The organism is Azospirillum soli (assembly GCF_017876165.1).
GTDB classification, from domain to species: domain Bacteria; phylum Pseudomonadota; class Alphaproteobacteria; order Azospirillales; family Azospirillaceae; genus Azospirillum; species Azospirillum soli.
The window spans coordinates 233639-260627 of sequence record NZ_JAGINQ010000001.1; the positions used below are offsets into that span (position 1 = coordinate 233639).

Annotated in this window: 31 protein-coding genes; 11 read left to right on the forward strand and 20 right to left on the reverse strand. The window is 68.1% G+C overall.

Annotated features, from left to right (window positions below):
* Positions 1-26: 26 nt before the first annotated feature.
* On the forward strand, positions 27-908 hold the full coding sequence (locus tag J2852_RS01160; protein ID WP_209869657.1) for a diguanylate cyclase: 882 nt from the start codon (positions 27-29) through the stop codon (positions 906-908).
* Positions 909-1041: 133 nt separating this feature from the next.
* Here the strand turns inward: J2852_RS01160 and J2852_RS01165 are convergent, their stop codons facing one another.
* The 3 genes from J2852_RS01165 to J2852_RS01175 all read right to left on the reverse strand — a co-directional run bounded on the left by J2852_RS01165 (position 1042) and on the right by J2852_RS01175 (position 2818).
* The gene (locus J2852_RS01165) at positions 1042-1659 is read right to left on the reverse strand and encodes a hypothetical protein (RefSeq protein ID WP_209869660.1); all 618 of its coding nucleotides are present in this window, start codon (positions 1657-1659) and stop codon (positions 1042-1044) included.
* A gap of 115 nt (positions 1660-1774) precedes the next feature.
* Positions 1775-2254, reverse strand: a complete 480-nt coding sequence (locus tag J2852_RS01170) for a hypothetical protein (protein WP_209869662.1) — start codon at positions 2252-2254, stop codon at positions 1775-1777.
* A gap of 234 nt (positions 2255-2488) precedes the next feature.
* The gene (locus J2852_RS01175; RefSeq protein ID WP_209869665.1) at positions 2489-2818 is read right to left on the reverse strand and encodes a hypothetical protein; all 330 of its coding nucleotides are present in this window, start codon (positions 2816-2818) and stop codon (positions 2489-2491) included.
* Between the two features lie 168 nt (positions 2819-2986).
* Between J2852_RS01175 and corA the strand changes: the two genes are divergently transcribed.
* Both corA and J2852_RS01185 read left to right on the forward strand, forming a co-directional pair.
* Positions 2987-3976, forward strand: a complete 990-nt coding sequence (corA, locus tag J2852_RS01180) for a magnesium/cobalt transporter CorA (RefSeq protein ID WP_209869668.1) — start codon at positions 2987-2989, stop codon at positions 3974-3976.
* A gap of 29 nt (positions 3977-4005) precedes the next feature.
* Positions 4006-4404 (forward strand): hypothetical protein, encoded by a 399-nt coding sequence (locus tag J2852_RS01185; protein ID WP_209869671.1) that lies wholly within the window; start codon positions 4006-4008, stop codon positions 4402-4404.
* A 63-nt stretch (positions 4405-4467) separates the two neighbouring features.
* On the opposite strand, the gene J2852_RS01190 is transcribed toward J2852_RS01185, so the two are convergent.
* The 4 genes from J2852_RS01190 to J2852_RS01205 all read right to left on the reverse strand — a co-directional run bounded on the left by J2852_RS01190 (position 4468) and on the right by J2852_RS01205 (position 9417).
* The gene (locus J2852_RS01190) at positions 4468-5544 is read right to left on the reverse strand and encodes a BMP family ABC transporter substrate-binding protein (RefSeq protein WP_209870666.1); all 1077 of its coding nucleotides are present in this window, start codon (positions 5542-5544) and stop codon (positions 4468-4470) included.
* A gap of 73 nt (positions 5545-5617) precedes the next feature.
* On the reverse strand, positions 5618-6550 hold the full coding sequence (locus J2852_RS01195) for an ABC transporter permease (protein ID WP_209869672.1): 933 nt from the start codon (positions 6548-6550) through the stop codon (positions 5618-5620).
* Positions 6547-7638, reverse strand: coding sequence for an ABC transporter permease (locus J2852_RS01200; RefSeq protein ID WP_209869675.1), 1092 nt, complete (start codon positions 7636-7638; stop codon positions 6547-6549). Before J2852_RS01200 ends, J2852_RS01195 begins: the two co-directional genes overlap by 4 nt.
* Before the next feature lie 213 nt (positions 7639-7851).
* Positions 7852-9417 (reverse strand): ABC transporter ATP-binding protein, encoded by a 1566-nt coding sequence (locus tag J2852_RS01205; protein ID WP_246499235.1) that lies wholly within the window; start codon positions 9415-9417, stop codon positions 7852-7854.
* Between the two features lie 241 nt (positions 9418-9658).
* Between J2852_RS01205 and J2852_RS01210 the strand changes: the two genes are divergently transcribed.
* The 3 genes from J2852_RS01210 to J2852_RS01220 all read left to right on the forward strand — a co-directional run bounded on the left by J2852_RS01210 (position 9659) and on the right by J2852_RS01220 (position 11821).
* The gene (locus J2852_RS01210; RefSeq protein WP_209869678.1) at positions 9659-10057 is read left to right on the forward strand and encodes a GreA/GreB family elongation factor; all 399 of its coding nucleotides are present in this window, start codon (positions 9659-9661) and stop codon (positions 10055-10057) included.
* A 130-nt stretch (positions 10058-10187) separates the two neighbouring features.
* Entirely contained in the window at positions 10188-11093 is a 906-nt protein-coding gene (gene ygfZ, locus J2852_RS01215; protein WP_209869682.1) for a CAF17-like 4Fe-4S cluster assembly/insertion protein YgfZ, read from the forward strand.
* 152 nt (positions 11094-11245) lie between these two features.
* Positions 11246-11821 carry a PRC-barrel domain-containing protein gene (locus J2852_RS01220; RefSeq protein WP_209869685.1) on the forward strand — a complete coding sequence of 192 codons (576 nt, stop codon included), beginning with the start codon at positions 11246-11248 and terminating at the stop codon, positions 11819-11821.
* Positions 11822-11895: 74 nt separating this feature from the next.
* Here the strand turns inward: J2852_RS01220 and J2852_RS01225 are convergent, their stop codons facing one another.
* Together J2852_RS01225 and J2852_RS01230 are read right to left on the reverse strand one after the other, a co-directional pair.
* Complete coding sequence (locus J2852_RS01225) at positions 11896-12591, reverse strand: ATP12 family chaperone protein (protein ID WP_209869687.1); 696 nt, start codon at positions 12589-12591, stop codon at positions 11896-11898.
* Positions 12591-13322: an HAD-IA family hydrolase gene (locus tag J2852_RS01230; protein ID WP_343206652.1), complete on the reverse strand. Its 732-nt coding sequence runs from the start codon at positions 13320-13322 to the stop codon at positions 12591-12593. Before J2852_RS01230 ends, J2852_RS01225 begins: the two co-directional genes overlap by 1 nt.
* Before the next feature lie 114 nt (positions 13323-13436).
* Here J2852_RS01230 and J2852_RS01235 point away from each other — a divergent pair, with 114 nt between their 5' ends.
* Positions 13437-15242, forward strand: coding sequence for a 50S ribosomal protein L11 methyltransferase (locus J2852_RS01235; RefSeq protein WP_209869691.1), 1806 nt, complete (start codon positions 13437-13439; stop codon positions 15240-15242).
* On the opposite strand, the gene J2852_RS01240 is transcribed toward J2852_RS01235, so the two are convergent.
* Positions 15199-16221 (reverse strand): RluA family pseudouridine synthase, encoded by a 1023-nt coding sequence (locus tag J2852_RS01240; RefSeq protein WP_209869693.1) that lies wholly within the window; start codon positions 16219-16221, stop codon positions 15199-15201. The genes J2852_RS01235 and J2852_RS01240 overlap by 44 nt on opposite strands.
* Positions 16221-16622, reverse strand: a complete 402-nt coding sequence (gene crcB, locus J2852_RS01245; RefSeq protein WP_209869695.1) for a fluoride efflux transporter CrcB — start codon at positions 16620-16622, stop codon at positions 16221-16223. Before crcB ends, J2852_RS01240 begins: the two co-directional genes overlap by 1 nt.
* A 99-nt stretch (positions 16623-16721) precedes the next feature.
* On the opposite strand from crcB, the gene J2852_RS01250 reads away from it, so the two are divergent.
* Positions 16722-17297 carry a cysteine hydrolase family protein gene (locus J2852_RS01250; protein WP_209869698.1) on the forward strand — a complete coding sequence of 192 codons (576 nt, stop codon included), beginning with the start codon at positions 16722-16724 and terminating at the stop codon, positions 17295-17297.
* Here J2852_RS01250 and J2852_RS01255 read toward each other — a convergent pair.
* Positions 17294-18274, reverse strand: coding sequence for a hypothetical protein (locus J2852_RS01255; protein ID WP_246499236.1), 981 nt, complete (start codon positions 18272-18274; stop codon positions 17294-17296). The two genes, J2852_RS01250 and J2852_RS01255, sit on opposite strands and share 4 nt — an antisense overlap.
* On the opposite strand from J2852_RS01255, the gene J2852_RS01260 reads away from it, so the two are divergent.
* A complete protein-coding gene (locus J2852_RS01260; RefSeq protein WP_209869701.1) occupies positions 18273-18902 on the forward strand; it encodes a hypothetical protein in 630 nt (209 codons plus the stop codon). The genes J2852_RS01255 and J2852_RS01260 overlap by 2 nt on opposite strands.
* A 169-nt stretch (positions 18903-19071) precedes the next feature.
* Here J2852_RS01260 and J2852_RS01265 read toward each other — a convergent pair whose 3' ends face one another.
* Both J2852_RS01265 and J2852_RS01270 read right to left on the reverse strand, forming a co-directional pair.
* A complete protein-coding gene (locus J2852_RS01265; RefSeq protein ID WP_209869704.1) occupies positions 19072-20394 on the reverse strand; it encodes a replication-associated recombination protein A in 1323 nt (440 codons plus the stop codon).
* Between the two features lies 1 nt (position 20395).
* Entirely contained in the window at positions 20396-20791 is a 396-nt protein-coding gene (locus tag J2852_RS01270; RefSeq protein ID WP_209869707.1) for a hypothetical protein, read from the reverse strand.
* A 121-nt stretch (positions 20792-20912) separates the two neighbouring features.
* On the opposite strand from J2852_RS01270, the gene J2852_RS01275 reads away from it, so the two are divergent.
* Entirely contained in the window at positions 20913-21176 is a 264-nt protein-coding gene (locus J2852_RS01275; protein WP_209869710.1) for a hypothetical protein, read from the forward strand.
* A 43-nt stretch (positions 21177-21219) separates the two neighbouring features.
* Here the strand turns inward: J2852_RS01275 and J2852_RS01280 are convergent, their stop codons facing one another.
* The 5 genes from J2852_RS01280 to rpsM form a co-directional block, all read right to left on the reverse strand.
* A complete protein-coding gene (locus J2852_RS01280; protein ID WP_209869712.1) occupies positions 21220-21798 on the reverse strand; it encodes a YqaA family protein in 579 nt (192 codons plus the stop codon).
* Between the two features lie 143 nt (positions 21799-21941).
* Positions 21942-22361 (reverse strand): 50S ribosomal protein L17, encoded by a 420-nt coding sequence (rplQ, locus tag J2852_RS01285; RefSeq protein WP_209869715.1) that lies wholly within the window; start codon positions 22359-22361, stop codon positions 21942-21944.
* A 149-nt stretch (positions 22362-22510) separates the two neighbouring features.
* Entirely contained in the window at positions 22511-23530 is a 1020-nt protein-coding gene (locus tag J2852_RS01290) for a DNA-directed RNA polymerase subunit alpha (RefSeq protein WP_343206653.1), read from the reverse strand.
* A gap of 131 nt (positions 23531-23661) precedes the next feature.
* A complete protein-coding gene (gene rpsK / locus J2852_RS01295) occupies positions 23662-24060 on the reverse strand; it encodes a 30S ribosomal protein S11 (RefSeq protein WP_209869721.1) in 399 nt (132 codons plus the stop codon).
* Between the two features lie 15 nt (positions 24061-24075).
* Positions 24076-24444, reverse strand: a complete 369-nt coding sequence (gene rpsM / locus J2852_RS01300; protein ID WP_209869724.1) for a 30S ribosomal protein S13 — start codon at positions 24442-24444, stop codon at positions 24076-24078.
* Positions 24445-24783: 339 nt separating this feature from the next.
* Between rpsM and pyk the strand changes: the two genes are divergently transcribed.
* Entirely contained in the window at positions 24784-26226 is a 1443-nt protein-coding gene (pyk, locus tag J2852_RS01305; protein WP_209869727.1) for a pyruvate kinase, read from the forward strand.
* Positions 26227-26384: 158 nt separating this feature from the next.
* Here pyk and J2852_RS01310 read toward each other — a convergent pair whose 3' ends face one another.
* Positions 26385-26918, reverse strand: coding sequence for a tetratricopeptide repeat protein (locus tag J2852_RS01310; RefSeq protein ID WP_343206670.1), 534 nt, complete (start codon positions 26916-26918; stop codon positions 26385-26387).
* Positions 26919-26989: the final 71 nt, after the last annotated feature.

Below are 26989 nucleotides of genomic sequence, written 5' to 3' on the forward strand. Positions count from 1 at the left end.
CAAAGCAACGGGGCATCCTCGCCCCCATGCGCGTTCTCATCGCCGACGACACCGTCCTGATGCGCGCCATGCTGTCGGAACAGGTGGCGTCCTATGGGCATGAGGTCATCCTGGCCAAGGACGGGCAGGAGGCGCTGGACCGCGCACGGGCGGAGCCCTTCGACATCGCCATCATCGATTGGGAAATGCCGAAGCTGTGCGGGCTGGAGGTCTGCTGGCACCTGCGCGCCGACCCGCGCACGGCCTACAAGTACCTGATCCTGATGACTGCCCACGACGACGCCTTCTACGAGTTCAAGGCGCTCGACGCCGGGGCGGACGACTTCATCCACAAGCCGGTCAACGCCGCCCATCTGAAGGCGCGGCTGAAGGCCGGCGGCCGCATCACCGAGATGCACCGGCAACTGCTGGAGCAGGCCCACACCGACCCGCTGACCGGCGCCGCCAACCGCCGCTTCTTCCTGGAGCGCGCGCAGGAGGAGATCGCCCGTTCCCGCCGCTACGGCCATCCCCTGTCCGTCCTGATGACCGACATCGACCATTTCAAGCGCATCAACGACACCCATGGGCACGCCGCCGGGGACGAGGCGCTGAAGCGTTTCGCCAACCTGCTGCGCGACGACCTGCGCCCCAGCGATCTGATCGGCCGCTACGGCGGGGAGGAGTTCGTGGTTCTGCTGCCGGAAACCGAGCTTGCCGACGCCCCCGCCGTCGCCGAGCGCCTGCGCGCCAAGGTCGAGGGCGCTGAACTGGTCCATGACGGGATCAGCTTCCACATGACGGTCAGCATCGGCGTCGCCGCCGTCGATCTGCGCGACGGCATGATCGAGGCGGCGCTGAATGAGGCCGACGCCGCGCTCTACCGCGCCAAGGAAACCGGCCGGAACCGCGTGGTGATTGCGGAATAGGATGCTTCAAGGTTGCGACGGGCCCCCATCCCAGCCTTCCCCCACCTGACGGCGGGGGAAGGAGCATTTATCCCCTCCCCCGTGCGCAGCATGGGGGAGGGTTAGGGTGGGGGCCCAACGACAGGACTTTGCCCTACCCCGCCCCACCTTCCGAAGAACCCTCGGGCGATTGCGGCGGCGAGCGGACCGCCGTCGCCGCGAGATACTGCGCGGCGGAGCGCAGCAGGAACTCCGCCACCGCCATGTCGCCCAGGTCGCGGTCCGCGCCGCCCAGCGTGTGGCGGCGGTCGGCGTCGATCAGGCCGGTGGCGATCACCTGTGCGGTCAACCACGCCCGCTGTTCCGCGTCCGGCACGCCGGCCATGCGCTCCAGAATGTCCGAACAGGCCAGATCGATGATCCCCAGGCCCGGCCGGTCGGAGGACAGGTAGGACGTCTCGTTGTTTGGGGCCGGCTCACCGACGTAGGAGCGGGCGAGCAGGGCCGTCTCCAGCGTCAGGCGGAAGGTGGTCCGGCGCGGCCGGCCTTTCCGGCGCAGGCGCAGCGCCATCATGGTGAACAGCTGGGCGACGGCCTCCGCTTGGTCGCTGGGCACCTCGTCCAGGATGTCGATGATCTCGGCGCTGACCGCGTTGCGGGGCCTTCGCTCGCCCGGCCGCACCACGGACGTGGCGAAGACGGCGATCAACGTGCGCAGGGCATCGGCCTGCTCGTCGGGAGAGATGCGGCCGATCTCGCTGGGGTCGAACATGGGCAAGGGACTCCGCTGACGGAGAAAGGAAACAAACACGCTCCGATAGAGAAGTGGGCGCGGCGGCACGGCGCGGGAACCCGCCCCGCCAACCGGGCATAGGCCGTTTGGGCGCTCACGCGTCGCCCTCGGTCGGGTTGATGGTCTCGGCGCGGCGGCTGATCAATTGGAACAGCGCCAGCCCCAGCACCATGAAGACGATGACCAGAAGGAGGATGGCGGGGTATACCATCGCGGCGAAATCGGTGGTGCGCGCCTCGAACACCAGGACGAGGCCCTCCAGGCTGGCGGCGATGATGATGGTGGTCAGGAACTTGGTCAGCGTGCGGCGCGCCTCGTCGGCGTTGCGCAGTTCGCGGTCGCGGACGATTTCCTCTTCGTAGAGGTACTTGGCGATCTCGAACACAGCGATGGCCAGTACGATCAGGCCGACGCCGTCCAGCAGCCCGTGCGTCGCCGCCTGGGCGTCCAGCGCGACCACCCCCTGCACCACCGCCAGCGCCGCGACCCCGACGAACACCAACGAGAACAGGGTCAAGACGGCGGCGGCCAGCATGTACATGGCCCGCGCCGCGACCTGAAACACGCGCATCATGGTCCTCCCGCGACGAGCATCGGCCCCAAAACATCGCCCCGAAACGTCGCCCCAAAACATCACTTTGTTCTGGGGAACGCGCGACGGACGCGTTCGGACCGCCGCTCCCTCCTACGGAGGAACCGGATGCCCCGCCTGGGTGTTTACCGGATGCCGCACAGGAGATTTGTGCCTCGGAGAAGGCTCCGCCGCCTCACGTCAGGGACGGAGCCTTCCTTTCGTCCATACAAGCCGTCAATTCGCGCCGGGCGCATCGCTGTCGGCGTTCCACCGTCCGTCGCCCGACAGCGTGCCGGGGTAGTAAGCGCGGTTGCGTTCCGCCGAATCGTCGGCCACTCCGGCACCCCGGTTGCCCAGCTTGATCGGCGACCGTCCGGTCGTCGGCGTCGATTGCCCGGAAACGGCATCATCCGGCGCGGCGGTCGCGCTGCTCCCGCTTGTCCCAGCGGTGCCTGCGGACGGCCCGGCCCCGCCGAACCAGGAGTTGGTGTCCGCACAGCCGGCAATCCCCAGCAGAGCCAGCGCGCAAGCGCCGGCCGTCATCACCCGTCGCATCGTCCCCATCCCTTCCTCCCCATCCCTTCATACGGGCCGGAGCGCCGCCGCTCCCGCCGGCACCAACAAGGCGCGGCCCTGTTCGTCTCAATCACGGAGGCTTGTTGCCGACGGGGGCTTGTTGCCGCGGCGTCGCCGTTGCAAGCTCTCGAAACTCCACAATCCCCCACCCGCCCCATGACCGACAGCTTCGCCCCCGGCACTGTGATCGCCTCCGCCGCCTACACTCAGGGTCGGCGCGTCGCCGACGTCCCCCTGGCCGAGGCCGGCGCCTGGGCGGGGCGCGACGGGCATTTCGTCTGGCTCGGCCTCTACGAGCCGACCGAGACCCAACTGCTGGAGGTCAAGCGCCAGTTCAACCTGCACGAACTGGCGGTCGAGGACGCCCTGCACGCCCACCAGCGCCCGAAGGTCGAGGTCTACGGCGACTGCGTCTTCATCGTGCTGCGCACCGCAAGGCTGGAGGACGGCCGCGTCAGCTTCGGCGAGACCCACATCTTCGCCGGCCAAGGCTATGTGGTCACTGTCCGCCATGGCGCCTCCTCCAGCTACCTGCCGGTGCGGGCGCGCTGCGAGAGCGCGCCGAAGCTGCTGCGCCACGGCGAGGATTTCGTCGTCTACGCCGTCATGGACTATGTGGTGGACTGCTACTTTCCGATCCTCGACCAGCTGGAAGCGGAGGTCGAGGATCTGGAGGCCGTCCTCCTGCTCCGCCCTCCCCTTGAGAACGAAGTGGAGCGCATCCACCAACTCCGCCGCGACCTGGAGCGGCTGCGCCGCGTCGCCTCGCCGCTTCTGGACGTGTGCTCGCGGCTGGAACGCTTCGACCTGTCGATCATCGACGACGAGATCCGGCCCTACTACCGCGACGTCCAGGACCATGTGATTCGCGTCAACGAGGCCATCGGCAGCTTGCGCGAACTGCTCTCCTTCGTTTTTGAATCCAGCATGATGCTGGCCTCCTCCCGGCAGAACGACGTGACGCGCAAGCTGGCCGCCTGGGCCGCCATCCTCGCCGTGCCGACGGCCATCGCCGGCATCTACGGCATGAACTTCGACCACATGCCGGAACTGCACTGGCGCTACGGCTATCCGACGGCGCTTGCCGTCATCGCGGTGGTGTGCATAACCCTCTACCGCCGCTTCAAGCGGACCGGATGGCTGTAGGACGACTGGTTTCAAGGAAACGACGCATCATGACCACGCAGACGCCCACCGCCGCCTCCCTGCGCGCCCTCCTCGACACCTATCTGCGCTGCCCGACCGAGCCGGCGCGCGGCGAACTGGACCAGGCCCTGTGCGCCTACCAGACCGACTGGATCTGCGCCCGCGCCGGTGCCGACGCCCCGCCGCCGAAGGACCCGGCCGCCAAGCCCGCTCAGGCCAGGCCGAAGTTCCCCATCGCCGCCGCCGACCTCGACGTGCTGAAGCGCATGGCCGATGGCTGGGAGCCGACGACCGCCGACGTGCCCCGCTGGGCGTGGTTCGAGAACCGCGAGCTGGTCACGCTGGAGCCCAACCCCGCCGGCAGCGGCCCGGAGGTCATGCGCCTCGCCCCCAACGGTTGGGCGGCGGTCGGGCGGACGCCGGAGTAAAGGCGCCGAAAAGAAAAGGGGAGGCTTTCGCCTCCCCTTTTCTTTTCCGTCAAGCCAACCGGCTCACTTCGGAACCTTGCCCTGCACGCCCTCGACGTACCAGTCCATCTTCAGGATCTGCTCGTCGGTAGCGCTCTTGCCCTCCGGGATCACGACCTTGCCGGACTGGTCCTTCACCGGGCCCTGGAAGGAATGACGCTTGCCTTCCATGATGTCCGTGCGGGCCTTCTCGGCCAGCGCGACGACGTCCTGCGGGATCGCCGGGTTGTACGGAGCGAGGAACAGCATCTTGTCCTTGAAGCCGCCCCAGGTGTCCACGGCCTTCCAGGTGCCGTCCATCGCCGCCTTGACGCGGTCGACGTAGTAGGTGTTCCAGTCGTCCACGATGGCGGTCAGGTGCGCCTTCGGACCGAAGCGGGTCATGTCCGACGACTGGCCGAACGCCCACAACCCACGCTCCTGCGCGACCTGGATGGCCGCCGGGCTGTCGGTGTGCAGGGAGATGACATCAGCGCCCTGGTCAATCAGGGCCTTGGCCGCCTCGGCTTCCTTGCCGGGGTCGTACCAGCTGTTAACCCACACGACGCGCACTTCAGCCTTCGGGTTGACCTCGCGCAGCGCCAGCGTGAAGGCGTTGATGCCGCTGACCACCTCGGGGATCGGGAAGGAGCCGATGTAGCCGATGACGTTCGACTTGGTCATCTTGCCGGCGATCAGGCCGAGGATCGTGCGGCCCTCGTAGAAGCGCGCCGAGTAGGTGGCGACGTTGGCGGCGCGCTTGTAGCCGGTGGCGTGCTCGAACTTCACGTCGGGATGGCGCTGGGCCACCTTCAGCGTCGGGTTCATGAAGCCGAAGGAGGTCGTGAAGATCAGCTTGTGGCCGGAGGAGGCCAGCTGCTCGATCACGCGCTCGGCGTCGGCACCTTCCGGCACGTTCTCGACGAAGGTGGTGGTGACCTTGTCGCCCAGCTCCTTCTCGACCGCGAGGCGGCCCTGGTCGTGCTGGTAGCTGTAGCCGTGATCGCTGATCGGGCCGACGTAGACGAAGCCGACCTTCATCTTCTCCTGCGCGACCGCCGCGCCCGCGCCGAGCGCCAGCACCGCCGCACCGGCGGCCAGACCCATCAGGGTCTTGCCCATGGTCCTTCTGTTCACGTGAATGCTCCCTGAATCGATTGGTTGGGCATGAACATGGATACGAATCCGCGGCCGGTCAGGCATCGGGATGGAACACCTTCCCGAGGCTCGCCGGCGCGTTGAGCCGGATGCGGGCGATGTCCCGCGAAATCAACACCAGAACCAGAACGGTAGCCAGATACGGCAGCATCGACAAGACCTGCGACGGGATGTCGATGCCCAGCCCCTGCACGTGCAGCTGCGCGATGGTCACGCCGCCGAACAGCCACGCGCCCAGCAGCACCCGCGCCGGCTTCCAGGTCGCGAAGACGACCAGCGCCAGCGCGATCCAGCCGCGCCCGGCGGTAATGCCTTCCGCCCACATCGGCGTGTAGTCCAGCGACAGATAGGCCCCGGCCATGCCGCTCATGGCTCCGCCGAACAGCACGGCCAGGAAGCGGATGCGGATGACCTTGTAGCCCAGCGCGTGGGCCGCCGCGTGGTTTTCACCGACCGCGCGCAGCACCAGCCCCTTGCGCGTGCCGTACATGAACCAGTGCACCGCCGGCACCATGGCCAGCGCCAGATAGACCAGCGCGTCCTGCCCGAACAGCGCCTTGCCGATCACCGGAATGTCGGTCAGGCCGGGGATGTACAGCTCCGGCACGTCGGGAATTGGAATGCCGACGAACCCCTGCCCGATCAGCGCCGACAGCCCGACTCCGAACAGCGTCAGCGCGAGGCCCGTCGCCACCTGGTTGGCGAGCAGCAGCAGCGTCAGCACGGCGAACAGCCCCGCCATCGCGGCCCCCGCCGCCGCCCCCATGGCGAAGCCCGCCGTCGAACTGCCCGTCTTCACCGTCACAGCGAATCCGCAGACGGCACCGACCAGCATCATGCCCTCGACGCCCAGGTTCAGGACGCCGGACTTTTCCACCACCAGCTCGCCCAGCGCCGCGAACAGGAGCGGCGTCGCCGCCGCCAGCATGGCCGCCAGGATGGGGCCGAGAAGGGCCAGTTCCGCGCTCATGCCATCACCTTCCCAGCCGCTTTCTTTTGGGCTCCGAAGCGGACGCGATAGCGGATCAGCACGTCAGTCGCCAGCAGGAAGAACAGCAGCATGCCCTGGAACACCCCCGTGATCGCCTTGGGCAGGCCTAGGCCGATCTGCGCCGCCTCGCCGCCGATGAAGGACAGCGCCATCAGGAACCCCGCCAGCAGGATGCCGACCGGGTGCAGCCGGCCGAGGAAGGCGACGATGATCGCCGTGAAGCCATAGCCGGGCGACACCGTCGGCGTGATCTGCCCGATCGGCCCCGCCACCTCGCCCAGCCCGGCCAGGCCCGCCAGTGCGCCGGACAGCAGCAGCGTCAGCCAGATAATCTTCTTCTCGTTGAAGCCTGCATAGCCGGCCGCCGCCGGGGTCAGGCCGATGACCTTGATCTGGAATCCGATGAAGGTCCGCGCGATCAGCACCCAGCCGCCCGCCACGGCCAGCAGCGCGAACAGCGATCCCAGATGCACGCGCGTCCCCTGGATCAGGATCGGCATCACCGCGTCCGCCTCGAACAGGCGGGACTCGGGGAAGGCGAAGCCCTCCGGATCGCGGTACGGCCCGTGCGTCATGTAATTCAGCAGCAGCAACGCCACGTAGGTCAGCATCAGGCTGGTCAGGATCTCGCTGGCGTTGAAGCGGGTGCGCAGGAAGGCCGGGATCGCCGCCCACAGCGCGCCGCCAGCCATGCCCGCGACGATCATCAGCGGCAGCAGCCACCAGCCGCCGTCGCCGTAGAAGGCCAGCGCCAACCCACCGCCGGTGATGGCGCCCAGCGTCAGCTGTCCCTCGGCCCCGATGTTCCAGACGTTGGCGCGGAAGCCGATGGCCAGCCCCACCGCGCACAGCACCAGCGGCGTCGCTTTCACGGCCAGCTCGCCCAGGCCCCGCACCGACATCAGCGGCGCGATGAAGAAGGCGTGCAGCGCCTTCACCGGATCGAAGCCCATGGCCCAGAACAGCAGGAACCCGCTGACCAGCGTCAGCGCCACCGCGATGACCGGCGTCAGATACACCATGACGCGCGACGCCTGCCCGCGCGGCTCAAGACGAAGGAGGCTCATGCCAAAGCTCCGGGGAAACTCATAATCTCTCTCGCGCCCCGAAGGCTTTGCGAAAACGACGTTCCACCGTCATCCCCGCACAGGCGGGGATCCAGGGCAATTCGGGGACTTGTCGATGTGTCCTGGATTCCCGCCTGCGCGGGAATGACGGAAATGTTCAGGAGCTTGATCCTCGCATTGCGGCTCATAGAAAGAGAAAGGCGATGGTCATGCTCAAACCCCACGACCCACCTCCTCGTCCTCGTCCGGCGGGCGGTTGAACAGGCCGCCCATCAGCAGGCCGATCTCCTCCACACTGGTCTGGTGGGTGGGGCTGCTCTCCGACAGACGGCCGTGGAACAGCACGGCAATGCGGTCGCTCAGCACGAACAGCTCGTCCAGATCCTGGCTGATGACCAGAACCGCCGCCCCCCCGCGCGCAAGGTCGATCAGCGCCCGGTGAATGGCAGCCGCCGCCCCCGCGTCCACACCCCAGGTCGGCTGGCCGACCACCAGCAAGCGGGGTTTTTGAAGGATCTCGCGGCCAATGATGAACTTCTGCAAATTGCCGCCGGACAGCGACCGCGCCTCCGCCCGGTGCCCGTGGGTCACCACGTTGAAGGCGCCGATGATGCGCTCGGCGTAGGACCGCGCCCGGCCGAAATGCACCAGACCGCTGCGCACCAGCGGTTCGCGCGCGTAGCCGGACAGCAGCGCGTTTTCCGACAGGCTCAACTCCGGCACCGCGCCGCGCCCCAGCCGCTCCTCCGGCACGAAGGCGAGGCCCAGTTCGCGCCGCTCGCGCGGGCCAAGGTGCCCGACCGGCCGCCCCTCGATGTTGACCGAGCCGGGGTCCGGCACCAGTTCCTCGCCGCTCAGCGCGGCCATCAGCTCGGCCTGCCCGTTGCCCGCAACACCGGCGATGCCCAGGATTTCCCCCGCCCGCACCTCGAACGATACATCCTTCAGATTGGTCGCGAAGGGATTGTCCGAGGTCGTGGACAGATGCCGCACCTGTAGCTTCGGCGCACCGGCCTGCCCCTGCGGGATGCGCTCCGGCGTGGACAGCTCGGTGCCGATCATCATCTCGGCGAGGCTGCGCGCCGTTTCCTGGCGCGGGTCGCAGTCGCCGACCACCCGGCCGCCGCGCAGCACGGTGGCGCGATCGCACAGCGCGCGGATTTCCTCCAGCTTGTGGCTGATGTAGAGGATCGTGCAGCCCTCGGCCGCCAGCACGCGCAACGTCTCGAAGAGCTTCGTCACCTCCTGCGGTGTCAGGACCGAGGTCGGCTCGTCCATGATCAGCAGCTTGGGGTCCTGCAACAGGCAGCGCACGATTTCCACCCGCTGCCGCTCGCCGACCGACAGGTTGTGGACGTGCCGGCCGGGGTCGAGCGCGAGGCCGTACCGTTCCGACACCTCGGCGATGCGCTGCGACAGGGCGTCCATCGGGCCGGGATTCTCCAGCCCAAGCGAGATGTTCTCAGCCACCGTCAGCGTGTCGAACAGCGAGAAATGCTGGAACACCATGCCGATGCCCAGCCGCCGCGCGCCGGCCGGGTTGGGGATGGTGACCTCCTCCCCCTGCCAGCGGATCGTGCCGGAATCAGCGTGCAGCACGCCGTAGATGATCTTCACCAGCGTGGACTTGCCGGCGCCGTTCTCGCCCAGCAGCGCGTGAATCTCGCCCGGCTTCAGGACGAGATCGACCGCGTCGTTCGCCAGGCAGCCGGGAAAGCGCTTGGTGATGCCGCGCAGCTCAAGACGGTGCGGAAGATTGGACAGGGTTGCGGAATCCAAGGAAGGAACCCAATTAGGGGTGGTTGGTGCGCGGCGATGCCAACGCCGTGCCACCTTTTAACACAGTTGCGCGCGGTCCGCGCCAGCCGTCAACGGTCCAAATAACGCCCACCCCGTGATCAAACGCACAAACGCACGGCAACCGGAGATCGGTTGACGATGCACACCGGTTGACAATTGCACCCCGCAGCCGTCAGCTAAGCATGCTGCCATTCCCGGCGGCTGTTTATGGAGAACCGTCATGAATCGCAAGACGATGTTGGGCGATCCCCCGCCGATCCGCATCACCCCCCAGGATCTCGGACGCCTCGACCTTCTTCTGTCCCAGCTCAGCCGGCCCACCGCCGTGGTCGAATATCTGCAACGCGAGGTCGACCGCGCCGCCGTCACGGACAGTGCGCCCACCCCCTTCGTTCGACTGGGCACCCGCGTCACCTTCGCCGACGACCAGAACGTCCAGCACACGGCCACACTGCTTCCCCCCGGCGAGGCATCGGCCAGCGCGGACGGGATGTCCATCCTGACCCCGGTCGGCGCCGCCCTGCTCGGCCTGTCGGAGGGGCAGAGCATCACCTACGGGACGCTCGACGGACGCACCAAATCGGTGCGCATCCTGAGCATCCACGACACCACCGCCTGACGTCGGCGGCCTGGCGCGTCCGCCACCTCAAGCGGGCGCGCCCATTGCGCGCACCGCACGCGACACCCTTGCCACGCCCCCGCTGCCCGCCCAACTATCGGGACCGGAGCAGACGTGCGGAGTGCGAGGAATGACGGCGGATCAAGCGGGTTACGCGGTGCTGGAAAACCGGGCCGTGGTGGCGGTCGGCGGCGAGGACCGCGCGGCCTTCCTGCAAGGGCTGGTTTCCAATGACGTTCTGCGCATCAGCGAAAGCCGCGCCGCCTACGCGCTGCTGCTCACCCCACAGGGCAAGTTCCTGCACGACTTCCGAATCGCCGAATCGGGCGGCGCCCTGCTGCTCGACCCGGAGACGGCCCGCCGCGAGGACTTCCTGCGCAAGCTGAAGATGTACAAGCTGCGCTCCAAAATCACGCTGGAGGACCGCGCCGCCAACCACGCCGTCGTCGCTCTGTTCGGCGGTGACGCGCTGGCCCGTCTCGGCCTGTCTGAGGAGCCCGGCGCCGCCGTGCCCTTCGCGGGCGGCATCGCCTTCACTGACCCGCGCCTCCCCGCCCTCGGCGCCCGCGCCTTCCTGCCTAAGGCCGACGCCGTCGCCGCGCTGGAGGCCGCCGGCTTCGTTCAAAGGACGCCTGAGGATTACGACCGGCACCGCCTCGCCCTCGGCGTTCCGGACGGCACCGCCGATCTCGTCCCCGACAAGTCGATTCCGCTGGAGAACGACCTGGACGACCTCAACGCCATCTCCTGGGACAAGGGCTGCTACATGGGCCAGGAACTGACGGCCCGCACCAAATACCGCGCGCTCATCAGGAAGAAGCTGTTCCCCGTCGCCGTGGACGGCCCCCTGCCCGCCCCCGGCACGCCGGTAACTCTGGAGGACCGCGAGGTGGGCGAGGTGCGCAGCGGGTGCGGCGCCGTCGCACTCGCGCTGCTGCGTCTGGAAGACATCGCCCGCGCCGAACAAGAACAGATCGCGCTCAAGGCCGCCGGCGCGACACTCACGCCGCGCAAGCCGGCCTGGGCCAGCTTCTGAGTTCTTGTTCTACTCTGCTGCCTGTACTGTCCCATTAATTCTGATCGGGGTGCACCAAAAGAGAGCCACCCTTAGGCGTGACCAATCCGTTCGACAGGTGTTGTTGGGGCTGCCACCGGCAATTTCTACCAACAACGCCGAAAGGAACGAACATGCGGAGGACAATCATCGCGGCCGCGTCCGTACTGGCCCTCATGACCGGCTCGGCCTTGGCGCAGTCCTCGACGGCGCCGGCCACCGGCAACCCGGCCGCAGGCGGCCCGACGGCCACCAACATGAACCAGACCGGCCAGACTTCGGCCAATCCGAGCAACCTGACCGGCGGTCAGATGGCCAGCGCCGAAGAGCTGATGGGCAAGAACGTCTATGGCAAGGACAACGAAAAGGTCGGCGAGGTCGAGGACGTCATCCTCGACTCCAGCGGCAAGGCCCAGCAGCTGGTGATCTCCTCGGGCGGCTTCCTCGGCATCGGCGAGAAGCAGATCGCCGTGGACTACAACCAGGCCCAGTGGGACCAGCAGCAGAACCGCATCCACCTGTCCGGGATGAGCCGCGACGACGTCAAGAGCATGCCGGAATTCAAGTACTCCGACACCACGACGTCGCTGAACCGCAACAAGGACAGGCACTCCGGTTCGTCGAACGACGCCGCCAGCCCGGCGAACACGGGCGTCGGCTCCACGACCGGCACGGGCGCGCCCGCCGACACCCAGAAAAAGTCCGAGTAACAAGAAGTCCGCGTAACGCTGCGGCGTAACGGCAAGGCCCTCCCGCCGCCCCATCCGGCGGCGGGAGGGTTTCCTCACGCCCGCAGCAGATCCACGAAGCGCCGGCAGGCGTCGATGTCCACCCGCAGGTTGGCGCGCCGCTTGGTCGCCTCGGGGTCCTCGCCCCAGGCTTCGATCTGGAAGGTCTCGTCCAGCTGCGACACGTCGAACGCCTCCCCGGCATCGATCCGCCCCTCGATCAGGGCCAGCGCCACCACCACAGACCCGCAGGCGCCCGTCGCCGTCTGCAACGCCGACAGCGTCCAGTCGTCGTAAGCCTCCACCGCCCGGCGCAGCGCGCGCAGCGCCTCGGGCGGCTGCGGCTTCGGCATCAGGCCGGTGTTGACGTGCAGCGGCGCGTCGAAGCGCAGCGTCGCCCAGTCCAGCAGCGGCTGCCACGCCTGCGCCTGCCGCTCCACGAGGTTGCGCGGGTGCTCCGCGCGGTAGCACAGCAGGTCGGTCTCGGCGTAGGCGACCACGCCGTCCACAATGGCCTCGCGTCCCTTGCCGATCAGGTCCACCGCCGTGCTGGCCAGCTGCATCAGCGGCATGGCGTTCGGGTTGATGTCGTCGGCCTGGGCATCCCACTCCTCGGCGACGCCACGGGCCAGCGGCTCGGCCGCGAAGACCAGCGGCGCCTTGGCCGGGCTGCGGATCGGGCGGTTGTCCAGGCGCACCTCGAAACCGCCGGGAACAGCCTCGACGGAGACGGTCTTGTAGAAACGCTTCATCACAGTCCTTCGTTTCTCAACGGGCCTTCGTTTCTCAGCAGGCCTTCGGATTCGTTTGTCTTGTCCAACAGCGACAGCACCGCTTCGGCCACCTCGCGGCCGCGATGGACGATGCGGTCGGCCCCGGCCTTCTCCAGCTCCGCCACCGCGTGGTAGCCCCAGGAGACGCCGACCGACGCCACCCGCGCGTTGCGGGCCATCTGAATGTCGTAGGTGGTGTCGCCGATCACAACCGTGTCGACGAGGTTGACGCCCGTTTCGGCCAGCGCCCGGTGCACCATGTCCGGGTGCGGCTTGCCGGGACCGATGTCGCTGGTCTGCAAGGTGACGAAGCGCTCCGTCAGCCCGTGATGCGCCAGCACCGCGTCCAGCCCCCGGCGCGACTTGCCGGTCGCCACGCCCAGCAGCACGCCTTCCGCCTCCAGCGCGTCCAGCGTGTCGCGGATGCCGGGGAACATCGGCTCATGCAGGTCCCCCTTGCGGCGCAGCGCGGCGAAGGCGTCCTTGTAGCTGTCCGCCACCTCGGCGTACTTCCCGGAGTCGAGGTCCGGCAGCAGCAGCGCGATCGCCTGCACCAGCGGCAGCCCGACCATGCGCCGCACCTCCAGCGGGTCCGGCTCGCCCAAGCCATGAGCGGCCCAGGCGGTGGTCATGGAGTCGATGATGGCGAACTGGCTGTCCACCAGCGTCCCGTCGCAGTCGAATAGGGCAAGGCGCAGGGGCGGGCTCACGGCTTCGTCTCCGGAAAGCGGGGAGGTCTGGCGGGCGGACAGCGTCTTATGCTACCCCGAGGCGCAAAGCGCAACGCCCGAGAAACAAGGGCCAGGGAACAAGGATCAGCGGCCATGGCGACGGTGGAAGAAGCGCTGCTCCTGGCGGTGGACCACCACACGGCCGGACGCCTTGCGGAGGCTGAGACCCTCTACGGCCGCATCCTCGACGCCGTTCCCGACCAGCCCGACACGCTGCATTTCCTGGGCGTGCTGTCCGCTCAATGCGGATACCCGAACCGCGCCATCGCCCTTATCCGCCACGCCATCGCCGTGAACGGCACGGTTCCCGACTACCACACGAACCTCGCCAACGCGCTCCGCGCCGCCGGCCGCCTAACCGAGGTTCCCGCCGTCCTGCGCCGCGCCGCCCTGCTCGCCCCGCCCGAGGCCCGGCGCTGGAGCCACCTCGGCATGGCCCACCGGCAGAACGGCGATGCCGCCGCCACCCGCCGGGCCTTCGAAACAGCGCTTCTGCTCGCCCCCACCGACGCGCAGGTGCTGCACACGCTCGCCCTCACCTGCGAAGCCCTCGGCGACCCGCGCGCCGCCCTTGCCGCCCACAGCCGCGCCGCCGCGATTTCGCCGTCCCTGCTGTCCTCCCGACTCGCCGCCGCCACGCTGCATGCCCGTTTCGGCGACGGCGCCGCCGACCGCATCCTCTCCGCCTTGATCGCGGACGCCCCCGACCTCGCCGCCGCGCACCACAACCGCGCCGCCCTGCTTCAGGAACAAGGCCGCATGGCCGAGGCCGCCGCCGGCTTCCGCACTGCCCTCACCCTGGAACCCGCCGATGCGGACGCGTGGTACGCGCTCGCCACGCTGGACAAGGAGGCGCAGCGCCTCGGTCCCGCCGTCGCCCGCTACCGCCGCGCACTGGCTGTCCGTCCGGACTTCGAGGAAGCCCACCTCGACCTGCGCTTCCTGCAAAGCCGGGAGATCCCCTCCTGGCACTTCACCATGCTGGCCGATTCCGCCCGCAACGAGGCTTACCGCCGCGCCATCGAGAAGGCAGTCACCCCCGGCTGCCGCGTGCTGGAGATCGGCACCGGCGCCGGCCTGCTCGCCCTGATCGCCGCCCGCGCCGGTGCGGGCGAGGTCCACACCTGCGAGCTGTCCGCCCCACTCGCCGCCGTCGCGCGCGGAGTCGTGGCGGACAACGGCTACGCCAACCGCGTCACCGTCCACCACAAGCGCTCCAACGAGCTGCGCGTCGGCGCCGACCTGCCCGACCGCGCGGATATTCTCGTCTCGGAAATCCTCGATTCCGGCCTGCTCGGCGAGGGGCACGCGCCCAGCGTCCGCCACGCAGTGGCCGAACTGCTGAAGCCCGGCGCCACGGTCATCCCCGCCGCCGCGACGCTCTGGGCCGTTCCCATCGAAGCGCCGTCCCTGGCCGCGACCCACCCGATCCGCAGCGTCTGCGGCTTCGACCTGTCGCGGCTGGAGGCCTACCGCAACCCCGCCTACAGCGCCCTGTCGCTGACCGACCTGCCGCACCGGCGGCTGGCCGAACCGGCCATGGTCGCCCGCTTCGACCTCGCCAACCCGCCGCTGCCCGGCCCGGTCGGCGACTGCACCTTCGCCATCGCCGCCCCGGGCACCGTCCACGCCGTCGCCTTCTGGTACGACCTGCATCTGGACGCGGAGATCACCGTCTCCACCGGCCCGAAGGGCGAGTGCCGCCACTGGCTGCAAGCCGTCCAGTTCCTCGACCGGACGGTGGACGTCACCCCCGGCGACACCCTTCCCGCCCGCATGCGCTACGTGGCCGGACGGCTGGTGGTGTCGATCACATCCCCTCTCCCGCCCCCGGCGGGAGAGGGGGACTTTCAGCTCACTCCACGTCTTCGAACGGGTCGCCTTTCAGATTCGGGCTGAAGCCCAGATACTTCCAGGTCTTGACCATGTGATCAGGCAGCGGCGCCGTCACGTCGATGGTCCGCCCGCCGTCGCGCGGGTGCGGCAGGATCAGGCGGCGGGCGTGCAGGTGCAGCTTCTTCGGCACCTCCGCTCCGGGCAGGAAGGCGCCCTGCGCGCCGTACTTGCCGTCGCCCAGGATCGGCGTGCCGATGGCGTTCATGTGCACGCGCAGCTGGTGGGTGCGGCCGGTGCGCGGCCACATCGCCACGAAGGCCGCTTCCTTGCCCGCGTTCTCCAGCACGCTGAAATAGGTCAGCGCGCGCTTGCCGTCGTCGTCGTCGCCGGCCACCCGCTCGCCGCGCGGGCCGCCTTCCTTGGCCAGCGGAATGTCGATCTTGCCCTGATAGGGCTTCGGCACGCCGACGGTGGCGCCCCAGTAGATCTTGCGCACGTCGCGACCCCGGAACAGCTCCGTCAGCTTCGACGCCGCGAAGGTGTTCCGCGCCAGCAGCAGCACGCCCGAAGTGTCCTTGTCCAGCCGGTGCACCAGCTTCGGCCGCTCCGTCGCGTCGAACTTCAGCGCGTCCAGCATGGCGTCCAGATGCTTGCTCGTCCCCGTGCCGCCCTGCACCGCCAGCCCCGCCGGCTTGTCGATGGCGATCACGTCGGCGTCCTTGTAGAGCACCAGCGCCTGCAGCGCCGCGATGTCCTTGTCCGACATGGCCGGTTTCTTCGGCGCCGCGTGCGCCTTGGCCGACGGATCGGGCTTGGCCCAGTCGGCCAGCGGCGGGATGCGGATGGCCTGTCCGGCGGCGAGGCGCGTCGAGGTCTCCGCCCGCTTGCCGTCCACGCGGATCTGGCCGGTGCGCAGCAGCTTTTGCAGATAGCCGTGCCCGACGTCGGGGAAATGGCGCTTGAACCAGCGGTCGAGGCGGACGTCGGCCTCGTCGGACGCGACGGTCCGGGTTTCGACGGCGGCGGGCTTGGACTCACTCATCAGACGGACACCGAAACAAGAGAACGCACGGCCGCGAGGCCGGCAAAGAAGCCGACGATGGTCAACACCATCGAGGCCAGCACATACCCCGCCGCCGACAGCAGATCGTCCCGCGACACCAGGACGCCCACGTCGAGCGTGAACGAGGAAAACGTCGTGAACCCGCCCAGCACGCCCACCATCACCAGCGCGCGCAGCTCCGGCGAGGGCGACCACACCAGCGCGGCCAGCTCCGCCAGCGCGCCCATGGTGAAACAGCCGAGCGCGTTGACGATCAGTGTCCCATAGGGAAACTGCGTGCCGAGCCAGTGGCCGGCCGCCGTCATCACCAGATAGCGCGCCACCGACCCCACGGCGCCGCCGATGGCGACCGCGACGAGCGAGGCAGGGGATGCGATCACGGGACCTCCGGAGGGAACAGGTTCGCGCCCGGATTAGAGCCAGAAATGCGGCGGCTTGTCACGCGTCGGGCACGCCCGGCCTTTGGCAAGATGGCTGACATGCCGACCAGCACCCTCCCCGCGAACGCCACCCTCCTCCTGATCGACCTGCAACGGGCCATCGACGACCCGCGCTGGTCGGCCCTCGGCCCCCGCAACAACCCGCAGGCGGAGGCCAACGTCGCAGCCCTCTTGGCCGGCTGGCGCCGCACCGGCCGCCCGGTGATCCACGTCCGCCACGATTCGACGGAGCCGGATTCCACCTACCACCCCTACGGCGCCGGTCACGCCTTCAAGCCGGAGGCGCAGCCCGAACCCGGCGAGCGCGTGGTGCCCAAGACCACCAACAGCGCCTTCATCGGCACCGACCTGGACGTGTATTTGCGCGAACGCGGCGTCTGGGTCCTGGTGATCGCCGGCGTCATCACCAACAACAGCGTCGAGGCCACCGCCCGCATGGCCGGCAACCTGGGCTTCGACACCCGCGTGGTTGGCGACGCGACCTTCACCTTCCCGAAAAAGGACTTTTCCGGCCGCCTGCGCACGGCGGAGGAGGTGCACGACCTGTCCCTCGCCAACCTCTCCGGCGAATACGCGACCATCATGGACACTGCGTCGGCCCTGGCAGCGCTCTAACTCCCCTCGCCCGCCCCCGGCGGGAGAGGGAGAGGGGTTTGGTCCCCCACCCCGAAGATCCACCCTTCCTGCCGCCGCGCCCGCGCGTCCATGACCGGCGGAGACCATACCTCGGGCCGTCCCGCCAGCCAACGCATCCCCGCTGCCGACACCAACGCGTCCGCGTCGTGGTCCGTCACCGCCCCAGCCAGCCCCACCGGCCGCGAGCCCAGGAAGGCCAGCGCCGCGTCCACGTCCGCCGCATCGCGGATCTTCCGCAGCCCGAACCCCGCCCGTTTCAGGAACAGGCGCGGGTAGATCTCGCAGAACACCGTCCTGTCCGGCGCCGCCGCCTCGAACGGCCACACCGCCACCCGCTCCGGCGCCGCACGCCTCAGCGCTCGCAGCATGCGCATGCCGGCCAGCGCTCCCTTCCCCACCTGCTTGGAGCCAATCAGCTTGTAGGGGCTCTGCGGGCTGCCGTAGCCGTCCGTCCGGCACACCCGTTCAGCCAATCGGTGCGGATCCCTGTACCAGTCCGGCTGAAGCCCCGACCGCCAGAAATCCGTCCCATAGTCGGGATGCTCGGCGAAGGCGCCGCCCGCGAAATCCGACTCTCCGCCCGCCACCGCCTCCACCCGGTCCCAGAGGTCGAACACGGTGGCCGTCTCCGGATCGGTGAAATACCGCCCGGCCACGACGAAGGGCAACGAGAAGGCGCAGTCGATCCCGACCAGCGCCGGCCCCCGTTCCAGCGACGCCAGAAGCCAGTCGAACACCGCCGTCCGCGACCACCAGCCGCCGGGCGGCTCCACGATCCGGGGCGGAGCGTCCCCCACCGCGCACTCGGCCACCGCGACGCCCGCGTAGCGCTTGCCGCGCGCGCCCGACCAGTCGATGGCGACGAAGCGGGGGAAGTCCGGCACCATGGTCACTTGGAGATGCCGCGCAGGTTGGCTACGCTCCGTCCAACCGTCTGCCTGCGAAGGATCCATCATGCGCCGCGTTCTGCTTCCCATCCTCTGCGCAGGAACGGTGACCGCCTGCACCCAGACCTTTGTCCTGCCCTACGACGCCGCGACCACGGCGCGCGCCTCCGGCCGCGTGGCGGTGCTCCCGTTCGACTACCACGCCCCGAAGGGCGTCGCGCCGTACCAGATCCTGAACACCGCGCCGGCCGTTCGCAACGCCTCGATTCAGCGGCCGGTGGATCATTTCGTCGCCGACGCGGTCCGGCAGGAGTTGCTGAAGGCCGGTGTCACGGCGTCGAAGGGCTATCCCGCGACCGGCCGGAGTTGCATGCTCCAGGGCACGGTGAAGACGCTCCAGGTCAGCCCCATCGAACACGGCACCGCCTATGAGAGCGTCATCCGCTACGTCCTCGCGGACGCCAACAACCGCTCCATTCACGACACCACCAAGGCCGTACGCTTCGCCGACGTCCCCACGGATGCGGAAATCGCGGCTTACAAGGCCAGAGCCGCCGTCGCCCCGACCGCTCCCCAGGCGGACATTACACACCACGTCGCCTCCGAACAGCTGTCGAAGGTCCTGTCGGACAACATCGGGCAGCTCATTCGGGACGAGGATTTCCTCTACGCCATCGCCCGCTCCTGCCGGTTCTAAAGCGAATTTGCATTCGCTTTAGATTCACATGGCCTCATTCGCCGGCTCTCAGCGGATGCTGTGGCATCCGCCTGCCTCTCGCGGGAACTGCGTTCCCGCGAGAGGCCGGGCTTCGGACGCATGGGCGTCCGGGACCGCCGTCGCGGTCCAGAGCGGATCAAAACCCGCTCTAACCCTCCGACCCGTTCTCCCGCCGCTCGCGCAGCCGCGCCCAATAGTCTAGCCGCTTGCGGATATCCCGCTCGAAACCGCGCTCGACCGGCTGGTAGAACGCACGCCGGGCCATGCCCTCCGGGAAATAGTTCTGGCCCGAGAAGCCATCCGCCGTGTCGTGGTCGTACTCGTAGCCCTTGCCATAGCCGATCTGCTTCATCAGCTTGGTCGGCGCGTTCAGTATGTGCTTGGGCGGCATCAGCGAGCCGGTTTCCTTCGCCGCGCGCACCGCGCTCTTATACGCCGTATAGGCCGCGTTCGACTTCGGCGCCGTGCCCAGATAGATGACCAGCTGCGCGATGGCCAGTTCGCCTTCCGGGCTGCCCAGCCGCTCGTAGGCCTCCCACGCCGCCGTGGCTTGGGTCAGCGCGTTGGGGTCGGCCATCCCGATGTCCTCAACCGCGAAGCGCGTCAGCCGCCGCGCGATGTAGCGTGGGTCCTCGCCGCCCTCCAGCATGCGGGCATACCAGTACAGCGCCGCGTCCGTGTCCGACCCGCGCAGCGACTTGTGCAGCGCGCTGATGAGGTTGTAGTGCCCCTCCTGCGCCTTGTCGTAGATCGGCGCCCGGCGCTGGATCGTCGTCGCCAGCCCGTTGTTGTCCAGCACGGTGCCTTCTGGAAGCGCGAACAGCTCCTCGCACAGGTTCAGGCAAAAGCGGCCATCGCCGTCCGCCATCGCCTTCAGCGCGGCGCGTGCGTCGGCGTCCACCGGCAGGGGGCGTCCCATCTCCGCCTCCGCGCGCGCCAGCAGCTTTTCCAGCGCCGCGTCGTCCAGCCGGTTCAGCACGAACACCTGGGCGCGCGACAGCAACGCCGCGTTCAGCTCAAAGGACGGATTCTCGGTGGTCGCACCCACCAGCGTGACCGTCCCGTCCTCCACATAGGGCAGGAAGCCGTCCTGCTGGGACCGGTTGAAGCGGTGGATCTCGTCGATGAACAGCAGCGTGCCCTGACCCGCCGCGCGCCGCGCCTTGGCGGCGTCGAACACCTTGCGCAGGTCGGCCACGCCGGAGAAGACCGCCGACAGCGGCTCGAAATGCAGGTCGGTCGATTGCGCCAGCAGCCGCGCGATGGTCGTCTTGCCGCAGCCCGGCGGCCCCCACAGGATCATGGAGGCCAGCCGCCGCGCCGCCACCATGCGGCCCAGCGGGCCGTCGGGCTTCAGCAGATGCTCCTGCCCGACGACCTCGTCCAGGGTGCGCGGGCGCAGCCGGTCGGCCAGCGGACGCGGCGCGCCCGCCTCGAACAGCCCGCCGCCGGTGTCCCCGCGCCTGCTCATGTCAGCGAACCGCGGCCCCGCAGCGCTGATAGCATTGGCGCAGCGAATACTGGCAGTTGTCGGTCGGCGTGAAGGGCGCCAGCCGGTCTGGACGCTCGGCACCGCTCTGCGAACGGGCGGCGACCGAATCCATGCAGGAATTGTTGCTGCGCTCGCACTGCGCCCGGCACGAGTCGCCGCCATCCACCCCGCCATTCAGACGCAGCGACTGGTCGTCGGTGCCCTGATTGGGGGCCGGCGTGGCGCGCGGGGCGGGAGCCGGCGTGGCCGGGGCGGCGGTCGTAGCGGGACTGCCGGCGACCGGGCCGGAACGCCGCGCCGGCGCGTCCGAACAGGCGGACAGCGCGACCAGGGCAAGGGCCAGCATCGGCCCCAGAATGGTGATCGGACGGAACATCTCGGCTACGGCTCCCATTGTTCTTGCGAGGCCATTGTTCTTGTCGGGAAGGTCCGCGCTGGACCCCCACGGGTTCGGGCCCCAATATGCCGGGAACGCCAGTGATAAGGGAATGACCCAAATGAACCCCAACAGCGGAGGACAGCCTCCACGCCGTCGTAGCTCGATCGCGATTTTCGCGGCGTTGCTGGTCGGCGGACTGCTGCTCCTCGTCGTCCGCATGCTCTCCGTGCCGACGGTCAGCCTCGGCGAAGTCATTCTGCCGCTTCTGGCCGGCGTCGGCATGGCCGCCGCCATCGCCGTGATCGTCATGCGCGACCGGCGCGAGCGCAACGCCCTGCCCCCGTCGCAGCGCGACACGCAAGATCGTGGGATGCCGCGCTAAGCGCGGCAGGTCCGGGGCATGCCGCGTCAGCGCGGCATTTCCCTCACACGAACTTGAAGCTCAGCAGACCCCCGATGACGATCACCAGCAGCACGGTGGTCACCAGCATCAGCCGCTTCTCGATGATGTCGCGCACCTGCGGCCCGTAGAAGTGCAGCAGGATCGCGATCATGTAGAATCGCGAGAACCGCGCGACGATCGAGCATAGGATGAACACCGTCAGGTCCAGATGGGCGAATCCGGCGGTGATCGTCAGCAGCTTGTAGGGGATCGGCGTGACGCCCTTCAGGATCAGGAACCAGGGGCCGAACTCGGCGAACATGTCCTGGAAGCGCTGGAACGAATCCTGGGCGTTGTAGAAATCGATGATCAGCCGGCCGACGCTCTCGAACAGGTAGAAGCCGACCGCATATCCGAACAGCCCGCCGATCAGCGACGCCAGCGCGCAAATGTTGGTGTAGCGCCAGAGCTTCTTCGGCTCCGACAGGCACATCGGCACCAGCATGATGTCCGGCGGCAGCGGAAAGAAGGAGCTTTCCGCGAAGGACACCCCAGCCATCCACCACACGGCGTCCTTGCGTGCGGAGAGCTGCAGAATGCGATTGTAGAGAGGTTTCAGCATACCGCGCGCGCGGCGCTCCCCCGGAAGTGAAGGCTCCAGAAACCGAAAACCCTCCCTCCGGGGATGAACCCGGAGGGAGGGCCGGTCAGGCACCTATATCGGTTGCCGAAGCCGTGATGGCAACGACACCGATGGGGCTAAATTCAGCCCTCGGTCTCTTCGTCGGCGATCTCCACCGGGCCCGAATCCTGGCCCTTGGCGTCGACGTCGCGGTCAACCAGCTCGATCACGGCCATGGCGGCGGCGTCGCCGTAGCGGAAGCCGGCCTTCAGGACGCGGGTGTAGCCACCCTGGCGGTCCTTATAACGGTCGGCCAGCACGGTGAAGAGCTTGGAGACCATGTCGTTGTCGCGCAGCTGCGCGAAGGCCAGACGACGGTTGGCGAGGCCACCCTTCTTGCCCAGCGTGATCAGCTTTTCCGCGATCGGGCGCAGATCCTTGGCCTTCGGCAGAGTGGTCTTGATCTGCTCGTGCTTGATCAGCGCGTTCGCCATGTTGGCGAACATCGCCTTGCGGTGGCTGCTGGTCTTGCTGAACTTACGTCCGGAAACGCCGTGACGCATGACGGTCCTCCTTCATGGCATGACCCCCCTCGGGGAGCCGATGGTGAACCCCGCCGCCCAGTCGGAAACGCTGGTACGGCGCGGGGTGGGCCGATCCGGCCCTGGAAAACGCCGGGACCTTGCGGCCCCGGCGGGTAAACACACGAGACTTAGTACGGCTCTTCCAGACGCTTGGCCAGCTCTTCGATGTTCTCGGGCGGCCAGTTCGGAATTTCCATACCCAGGTGCAGGCCCATCTGAGCCAGCACTTCCTTGATCTCGTTCAGCGACTTGCGGCCGAAGTTCGGGGTGCGGAGCATCTCCGCCTCGGTCTTCTGCACCAGATCGCCGATGTAGACGATGTTGTCGTTCTTGAGGCAGTTGGCCGAACGGACCGACAGTTCCAGCTCGTCCACCTTGCGGAGCAGGTTCTTGTTGAACGGAACCTCCTCGTGCTTCTCCTCGGCGACGTGGTGCGTCGGCTCCTCGAAGTTGATGAACAGCTGCAGCTGGTCCTGGAGGATGCGGGCGGCCAGAGCCACCGCATCGTCCGGCTTCACCGAACCGTTGGTCTCCACGACCATCGACAGGCGGTCATAGTCGGTGACCTGCCCGACGCGGGCGTTGTCGACCTTGTAGGAGCACTTGCGCACCGGCGAGAACAGGGCGTCCACCGGGATCAGGCCGATCGGCGCGTCCTCGGGGCGGTTCTGGCTGGCCGGGACGTAGCCCTTGCCGGTCTCGACCGTCAGTTCCATGTTCAGGCGCGCGCCGGCGTCCAGCGTGCAGATGACCAGATCCGGATCCATCACCTGGATGTCCGCGCCGGTCTCGATCATGCCGGCCTTCACCTCGCCGGGGCCTTCGGCCCGCAGGCGCATGCGCTTCGGGCCTTCACCGCCCATACGCAGGCCCATCGACTTGATGTTCAGGACGATGTCGGTCACGTCCTCGCGGACGCCGGGGATCGACGAGAACTCGTGCAGAACGCCGTCGATGTGGATCGACGTCACCGCCGCACCCTGCAGCGACGACAGCAGCACGCGGCGCAGCGCGTTGCCCAGCGTCAGGCCGAAGCCGCGCTCCAGCGGCTCGGCAACGACCGTCGCAACGCGATCGGCGTCGTCACCGGGCTGGATGTCCAGCTTGTTCGGCTTAATCAGTTCCTGCCAGTTTCTCTGGAGAGCCACGGGTCTACCTCTTGCCATCGGGTTGAACGCAAACCCGCGGCGGCCGGCCGTTCCCATCCGAAGACGCCGCGATGGCTGCGGCGCCTGTCCCGGAACGGCTGACCCCCGCGGGTGCGGAGTCGTCTAAGCGATCAGACGCGACGCTTCTTCGGCGGGCGAACGCCGTTGTGCGGGATCGGCGTCACGTCGCGGATCGAGGTGATGGTGAAGCCGATCGACTGCAGAGCGCGCAACGCCGACTCACGGCCCGAACCCGGACCCTTCACCTCAACCTCAAGGGTCTTCATGCCGTGTTCCTGAGCCTTGCGGCCCGCGTCCTCGGCAGCGACCTGGGCGGCGTACGGGGTCGACTTGCGCGAACCCTTGAAGCCCATGGTGCCCGACGACGACCAGGCAATGGTGTTGCCCTGCGCGTCGGTGATGGTGATCATCGTGTTGTTGAAGGAGGCGTTCACATGCGCGACGCCGGCGGTGATGTTCTTGCGCTCACGACGGCGAAGACGCTGCGAAGCGGCGGAGGGCTTAGCCATTGACGGAGGTCCTCTTTACTTCTTCTTGCCGGCGATCGGCTTGGCCGGACCCTTGCGGGTACGGGCGTTCGTGTGGGTGCGCTGGCCGCGGACCGGCAGGCCCTTGCGGTGACGCAGGCCGCGGTAGCAGGCCATGTCCATCAAACGCTTGATGTTCATCGCGACCGAGCGACGCAGGTCGCCTTCGACCTGATAGTCGGCGTCGATCGTCTCACGGATCTTGAGGATCTCGTCGTCCGTCAGCTGGTTCACGCGACGCTCGGCCGGGATGGCCAGCTTCGTGCAGATTTGCTTGGCCTTGAACGGGCCGATGCCATGAATGTAGGTCAACGCGATCTCCACGCGCTTCTGCGCGGGGATGTTGACGCCAGCGATACGCGCCACGCTGCTCTCCTCGATATCTCAACGGCAGCCCTTATGGGCCACCTACACACCGATGTGTCCTGAGTTCAGGTGACCTGAATTCCGAACGCAAAAGTACCTCCCGCCCCCGGTCGGGGCGCGAGAGGGTGCGACTATAGAAAAAGCCGAAAGCTTGTCAAGGCCGAACAACGGCCAAACCCGCCCTTCCCGATCGCCCGTCCTCATTAATCCCTCTCCGGGCGATTGACAAGCCGGGGGAGGCACTCTGTGATAGCCGCAAAGGAGCCGGGCCGGGCAACAACGCCGCGCGTGGATTGTTCGCTTGACGCCCCAACAACCAGAAGCTTGAAGGCAGGTCCGATGAATCGTCCAGGCAACCCGGTGCGCCGCTTCCGCCTCACCAAGATCGTGGCCACGCTGGGGCCGGCCTCCTCCTCGCCGGAGATGATCCGCGCCCTGTTCGACGCCGGGGTGGACGTCTTCCGCCTGAATTTCAGCCACGGCACGCACGAGGACCACGCCCAGCGCCTGGCCACCATCCGTGCGCTGGAGGCCGAGCTGGACCACCCCATCGCGGTCATGGCCGACCTCCAAGGCCCCAAGCTGCGCGTCGGCACCTTCGCCAAAGGCCCTATCGAATTGAAGGTTGGACAGCGCTTCCGCCTGGACCTCTCAACCACCCCCGGCGACTCCAGCCGCGTCGGCATGCCCCATCCGGAGATCTTCGCGGCGCTGAAGCCCGAGACCGACCTGCTGCTCGACGACGGCAAGGTGCGCCTGCGCGTCGTGGATTGCAGCCCGGACCATGCCGACACCGTCGTCGTCTCCGGCACCCGCCTGTCCGACCGCAAGGGCGTCAACGTGCCCGGCGTCGTGCTGCCGCTTTCCCCCCTGACCCGGAAGGACCGCGAAGATCTGGTCTTTGCGCTGGACCAAGGGGTGGACTGGGTCGCCCTTTCCTTCGTGCAGCGCCCCGAGGACGTGGCCGAGGCGCGCAAGCTGATCGCCGGCCGCGCCGCCCTGCTGTCCAAGCTGGAAAAGCCGCAGGCCGTCTCGCACCTCGACGAGATCATCGAACTGTCGGACGGCGTGATGGTGGCGCGCGGCGACCTCGGCGTCGAACTGCCGGCGGAGGATGTGCCGACCATCCAGAAGCGCATCGTCCGCGAATCGCGCCGCGCCGGCAAGCCGGTGATCGTCGCCACGCAGATGCTCGAATCGATGGTGGGCGCCCCCGCCCCGACCCGCGCCGAAGCCTCCGACGTCGCCACCGCCGTGTATGACGGCGCCGACGCGGTGATGCTGTCGGCGGAAACTGCGGCCGGTTCCTACCCCGTCGAGGCGGTGTCGATCATGGACCGCATCGCGCGGCGGGTGGAGCATGACCCGCTCTACCGCACGATCATGGACGCGCAGCATCCCGACCCGCAGCAGACCTCCGCCGACGCCATCACCGCCGCCGCGCGTCAGGTCGCCCACACCATCCAGGCGGCGGCCATCGTCACCTACACCACCAGCGGCTCCACCACGCTGCGCGCCGCCCGCGAGCGGCCGGAGGTGCCGATTCTCTGCCTGACCTCCAACATCGAAACGGCGCGCCGCCTGCAACTCGCCTACGGCGTGCACAGCGTGCATTCCGCCGACGTGAATGATTTCAACGAAATGGTCCAGAAAGCCGCCCGCGCCGCGCACGAGGACGGCATCGCCGTGGAAGGCCAGCGCCTCGTCATCACCGCCGGCGTCCCCTTCGGCACCCCCGGCAACACCAACATCCTGCGCATTGCTTGGGTCGAGGCGGAGTAGCGGTCAACTCCCCTCTCCCGCCCCGGGAGAGGGAGGGACCCGTCGCCTTGCGACGGAAGGGTGAGGGTACCGCCAAGAATCAGCGTGCTATCCTCGTACGACCCTCACCCGGCCGCTGCGCGGCCACCCTCTCCCGAGACGGGAGAGGGATGCGATACCTACAACGCCGCCCCGGCCATCTGCTGGCGGATCTTCATCGCCTGCTCGCGCACGCCGTCCAGATGCGGGTTGATCGCCAACGCCGCGTTGAAGGCTCTCAGCGCCCCCGTCGGCTCGTCCACCGCCAGATAGACCAACCCCAATCCAGCCAGCGCCGCGAAATGCCGGGGCTCCAGCAGCAGCACGCGCCGGATGTCCTGGACCGCCGCCGCATAGTTGCCCATCAGGTAATGGGCATTGGCGCGCTTGTTCCAGCCTTCGGCGTAGTTCGGATCCTTGGCGATGACTTGGTTGAAGTCGGCCAGCGCCGCTTCGTACTCGTCATCGTTCAGCTTCTGCACGCCGTCGCGCATCAGAACCAGCAGATCCTGGCCGGGATGCTCCAGCCAAATCTCCCAGATCTGATCCTCCACGGCCTCCGCCGCGACATGGTCGGCGGTGCCCTGAAGGTCGCGGAACAGCGGATCGAGGCGAGCGTCCTCCTGCCCCGCCAGCGCAGGGGCACCGAGGAACGAGAGGGCCACAAAGGCCACAGCCAAGGAGATTCTGCGGATCATAACCGAAAGATGGGTTGCGTTACCCACGCGCAACACCCTCAATTCGG

Coding starts and splice junctions, on each gene's coding strand:
- J2852_RS01190 (WP_209870666.1), bottom strand. CDS start 5,544: ATGGGCAAGACCCTGATGGGTCTGGCCGCCGGTGCGGCGGTGCTGGCG.
- corA (WP_209869668.1), top strand. CDS start 2,987: ATGACCGACAGCTTCGCCCCCGGCACTGTGATCGCCTCCGCCGCCTAC.
- J2852_RS01280 (WP_209869712.1), bottom strand. CDS start 21,798: ATGCTGAAACCTCTCTACAATCGCATTCTGCAGCTCTCCGCACGCAAG.
- J2852_RS01265 (WP_209869704.1), bottom strand. CDS start 20,394: ATGAGCAGGCGCGGGGACACCGGCGGCGGGCTGTTCGAGGCGGGCGCG.
- J2852_RS01185 (WP_209869671.1), top strand. CDS start 4,006: ATGACCACGCAGACGCCCACCGCCGCCTCCCTGCGCGCCCTCCTCGAC.
- J2852_RS01270 (WP_209869707.1), bottom strand. CDS start 20,791: ATGTTCCGTCCGATCACCATTCTGGGGCCGATGCTGGCCCTTGCCCTG.
- J2852_RS01225 (WP_209869687.1), bottom strand. CDS start 12,591: ATGAAGCGTTTCTACAAGACCGTCTCCGTCGAGGCTGTTCCCGGCGGT.
- J2852_RS01175 (WP_209869665.1), bottom strand. CDS start 2,818: ATGGGGACGATGCGACGGGTGATGACGGCCGGCGCTTGCGCGCTGGCT.
- rplQ (WP_209869715.1), bottom strand. CDS start 22,361: ATGCGTCACGGCGTTTCCGGACGTAAGTTCAGCAAGACCAGCAGCCAC.
- J2852_RS01255 (WP_246499236.1), bottom strand. CDS start 18,274: ATGATGGATCCTTCGCAGGCAGACGGTTGGACGGAGCGTAGCCAACCT.
- J2852_RS01210 (WP_209869678.1), top strand. CDS start 9,659: ATGAATCGCAAGACGATGTTGGGCGATCCCCCGCCGATCCGCATCACC.
- J2852_RS01250 (WP_209869698.1), top strand. CDS start 16,722: ATGCCGACCAGCACCCTCCCCGCGAACGCCACCCTCCTCCTGATCGAC.
- J2852_RS01275 (WP_209869710.1), top strand. CDS start 20,913: ATGAACCCCAACAGCGGAGGACAGCCTCCACGCCGTCGTAGCTCGATC.
- J2852_RS01220 (WP_209869685.1), top strand. CDS start 11,246: ATGCGGAGGACAATCATCGCGGCCGCGTCCGTACTGGCCCTCATGACC.
- J2852_RS01165 (WP_209869660.1), bottom strand. CDS start 1,659: ATGTTCGACCCCAGCGAGATCGGCCGCATCTCTCCCGACGAGCAGGCC.
- J2852_RS01195 (WP_209869672.1), bottom strand. CDS start 6,550: ATGAGCGCGGAACTGGCCCTTCTCGGCCCCATCCTGGCGGCCATGCTG.
- J2852_RS01200 (WP_209869675.1), bottom strand. CDS start 7,638: ATGAGCCTCCTTCGTCTTGAGCCGCGCGGGCAGGCGTCGCGCGTCATG.
- J2852_RS01160 (WP_209869657.1), top strand. CDS start 27: ATGCGCGTTCTCATCGCCGACGACACCGTCCTGATGCGCGCCATGCTG.
- ygfZ (WP_209869682.1), top strand. CDS start 10,188: ATGACGGCGGATCAAGCGGGTTACGCGGTGCTGGAAAACCGGGCCGTG.
- pyk (WP_209869727.1), top strand. CDS start 24,784: ATGAATCGTCCAGGCAACCCGGTGCGCCGCTTCCGCCTCACCAAGATC.
- J2852_RS01260 (WP_209869701.1), top strand. CDS start 18,273: ATGCGCCGCGTTCTGCTTCCCATCCTCTGCGCAGGAACGGTGACCGCC.
- J2852_RS01240 (WP_209869693.1), bottom strand. CDS start 16,221: ATGAGTGAGTCCAAGCCCGCCGCCGTCGAAACCCGGACCGTCGCGTCC.
- J2852_RS01235 (WP_209869691.1), top strand. CDS start 13,437: ATGGCGACGGTGGAAGAAGCGCTGCTCCTGGCGGTGGACCACCACACG.
- J2852_RS01170 (WP_209869662.1), bottom strand. CDS start 2,254: ATGATGCGCGTGTTTCAGGTCGCGGCGCGGGCCATGTACATGCTGGCC.
- rpsK (WP_209869721.1), bottom strand. CDS start 24,060: ATGGCTAAGCCCTCCGCCGCTTCGCAGCGTCTTCGCCGTCGTGAGCGC.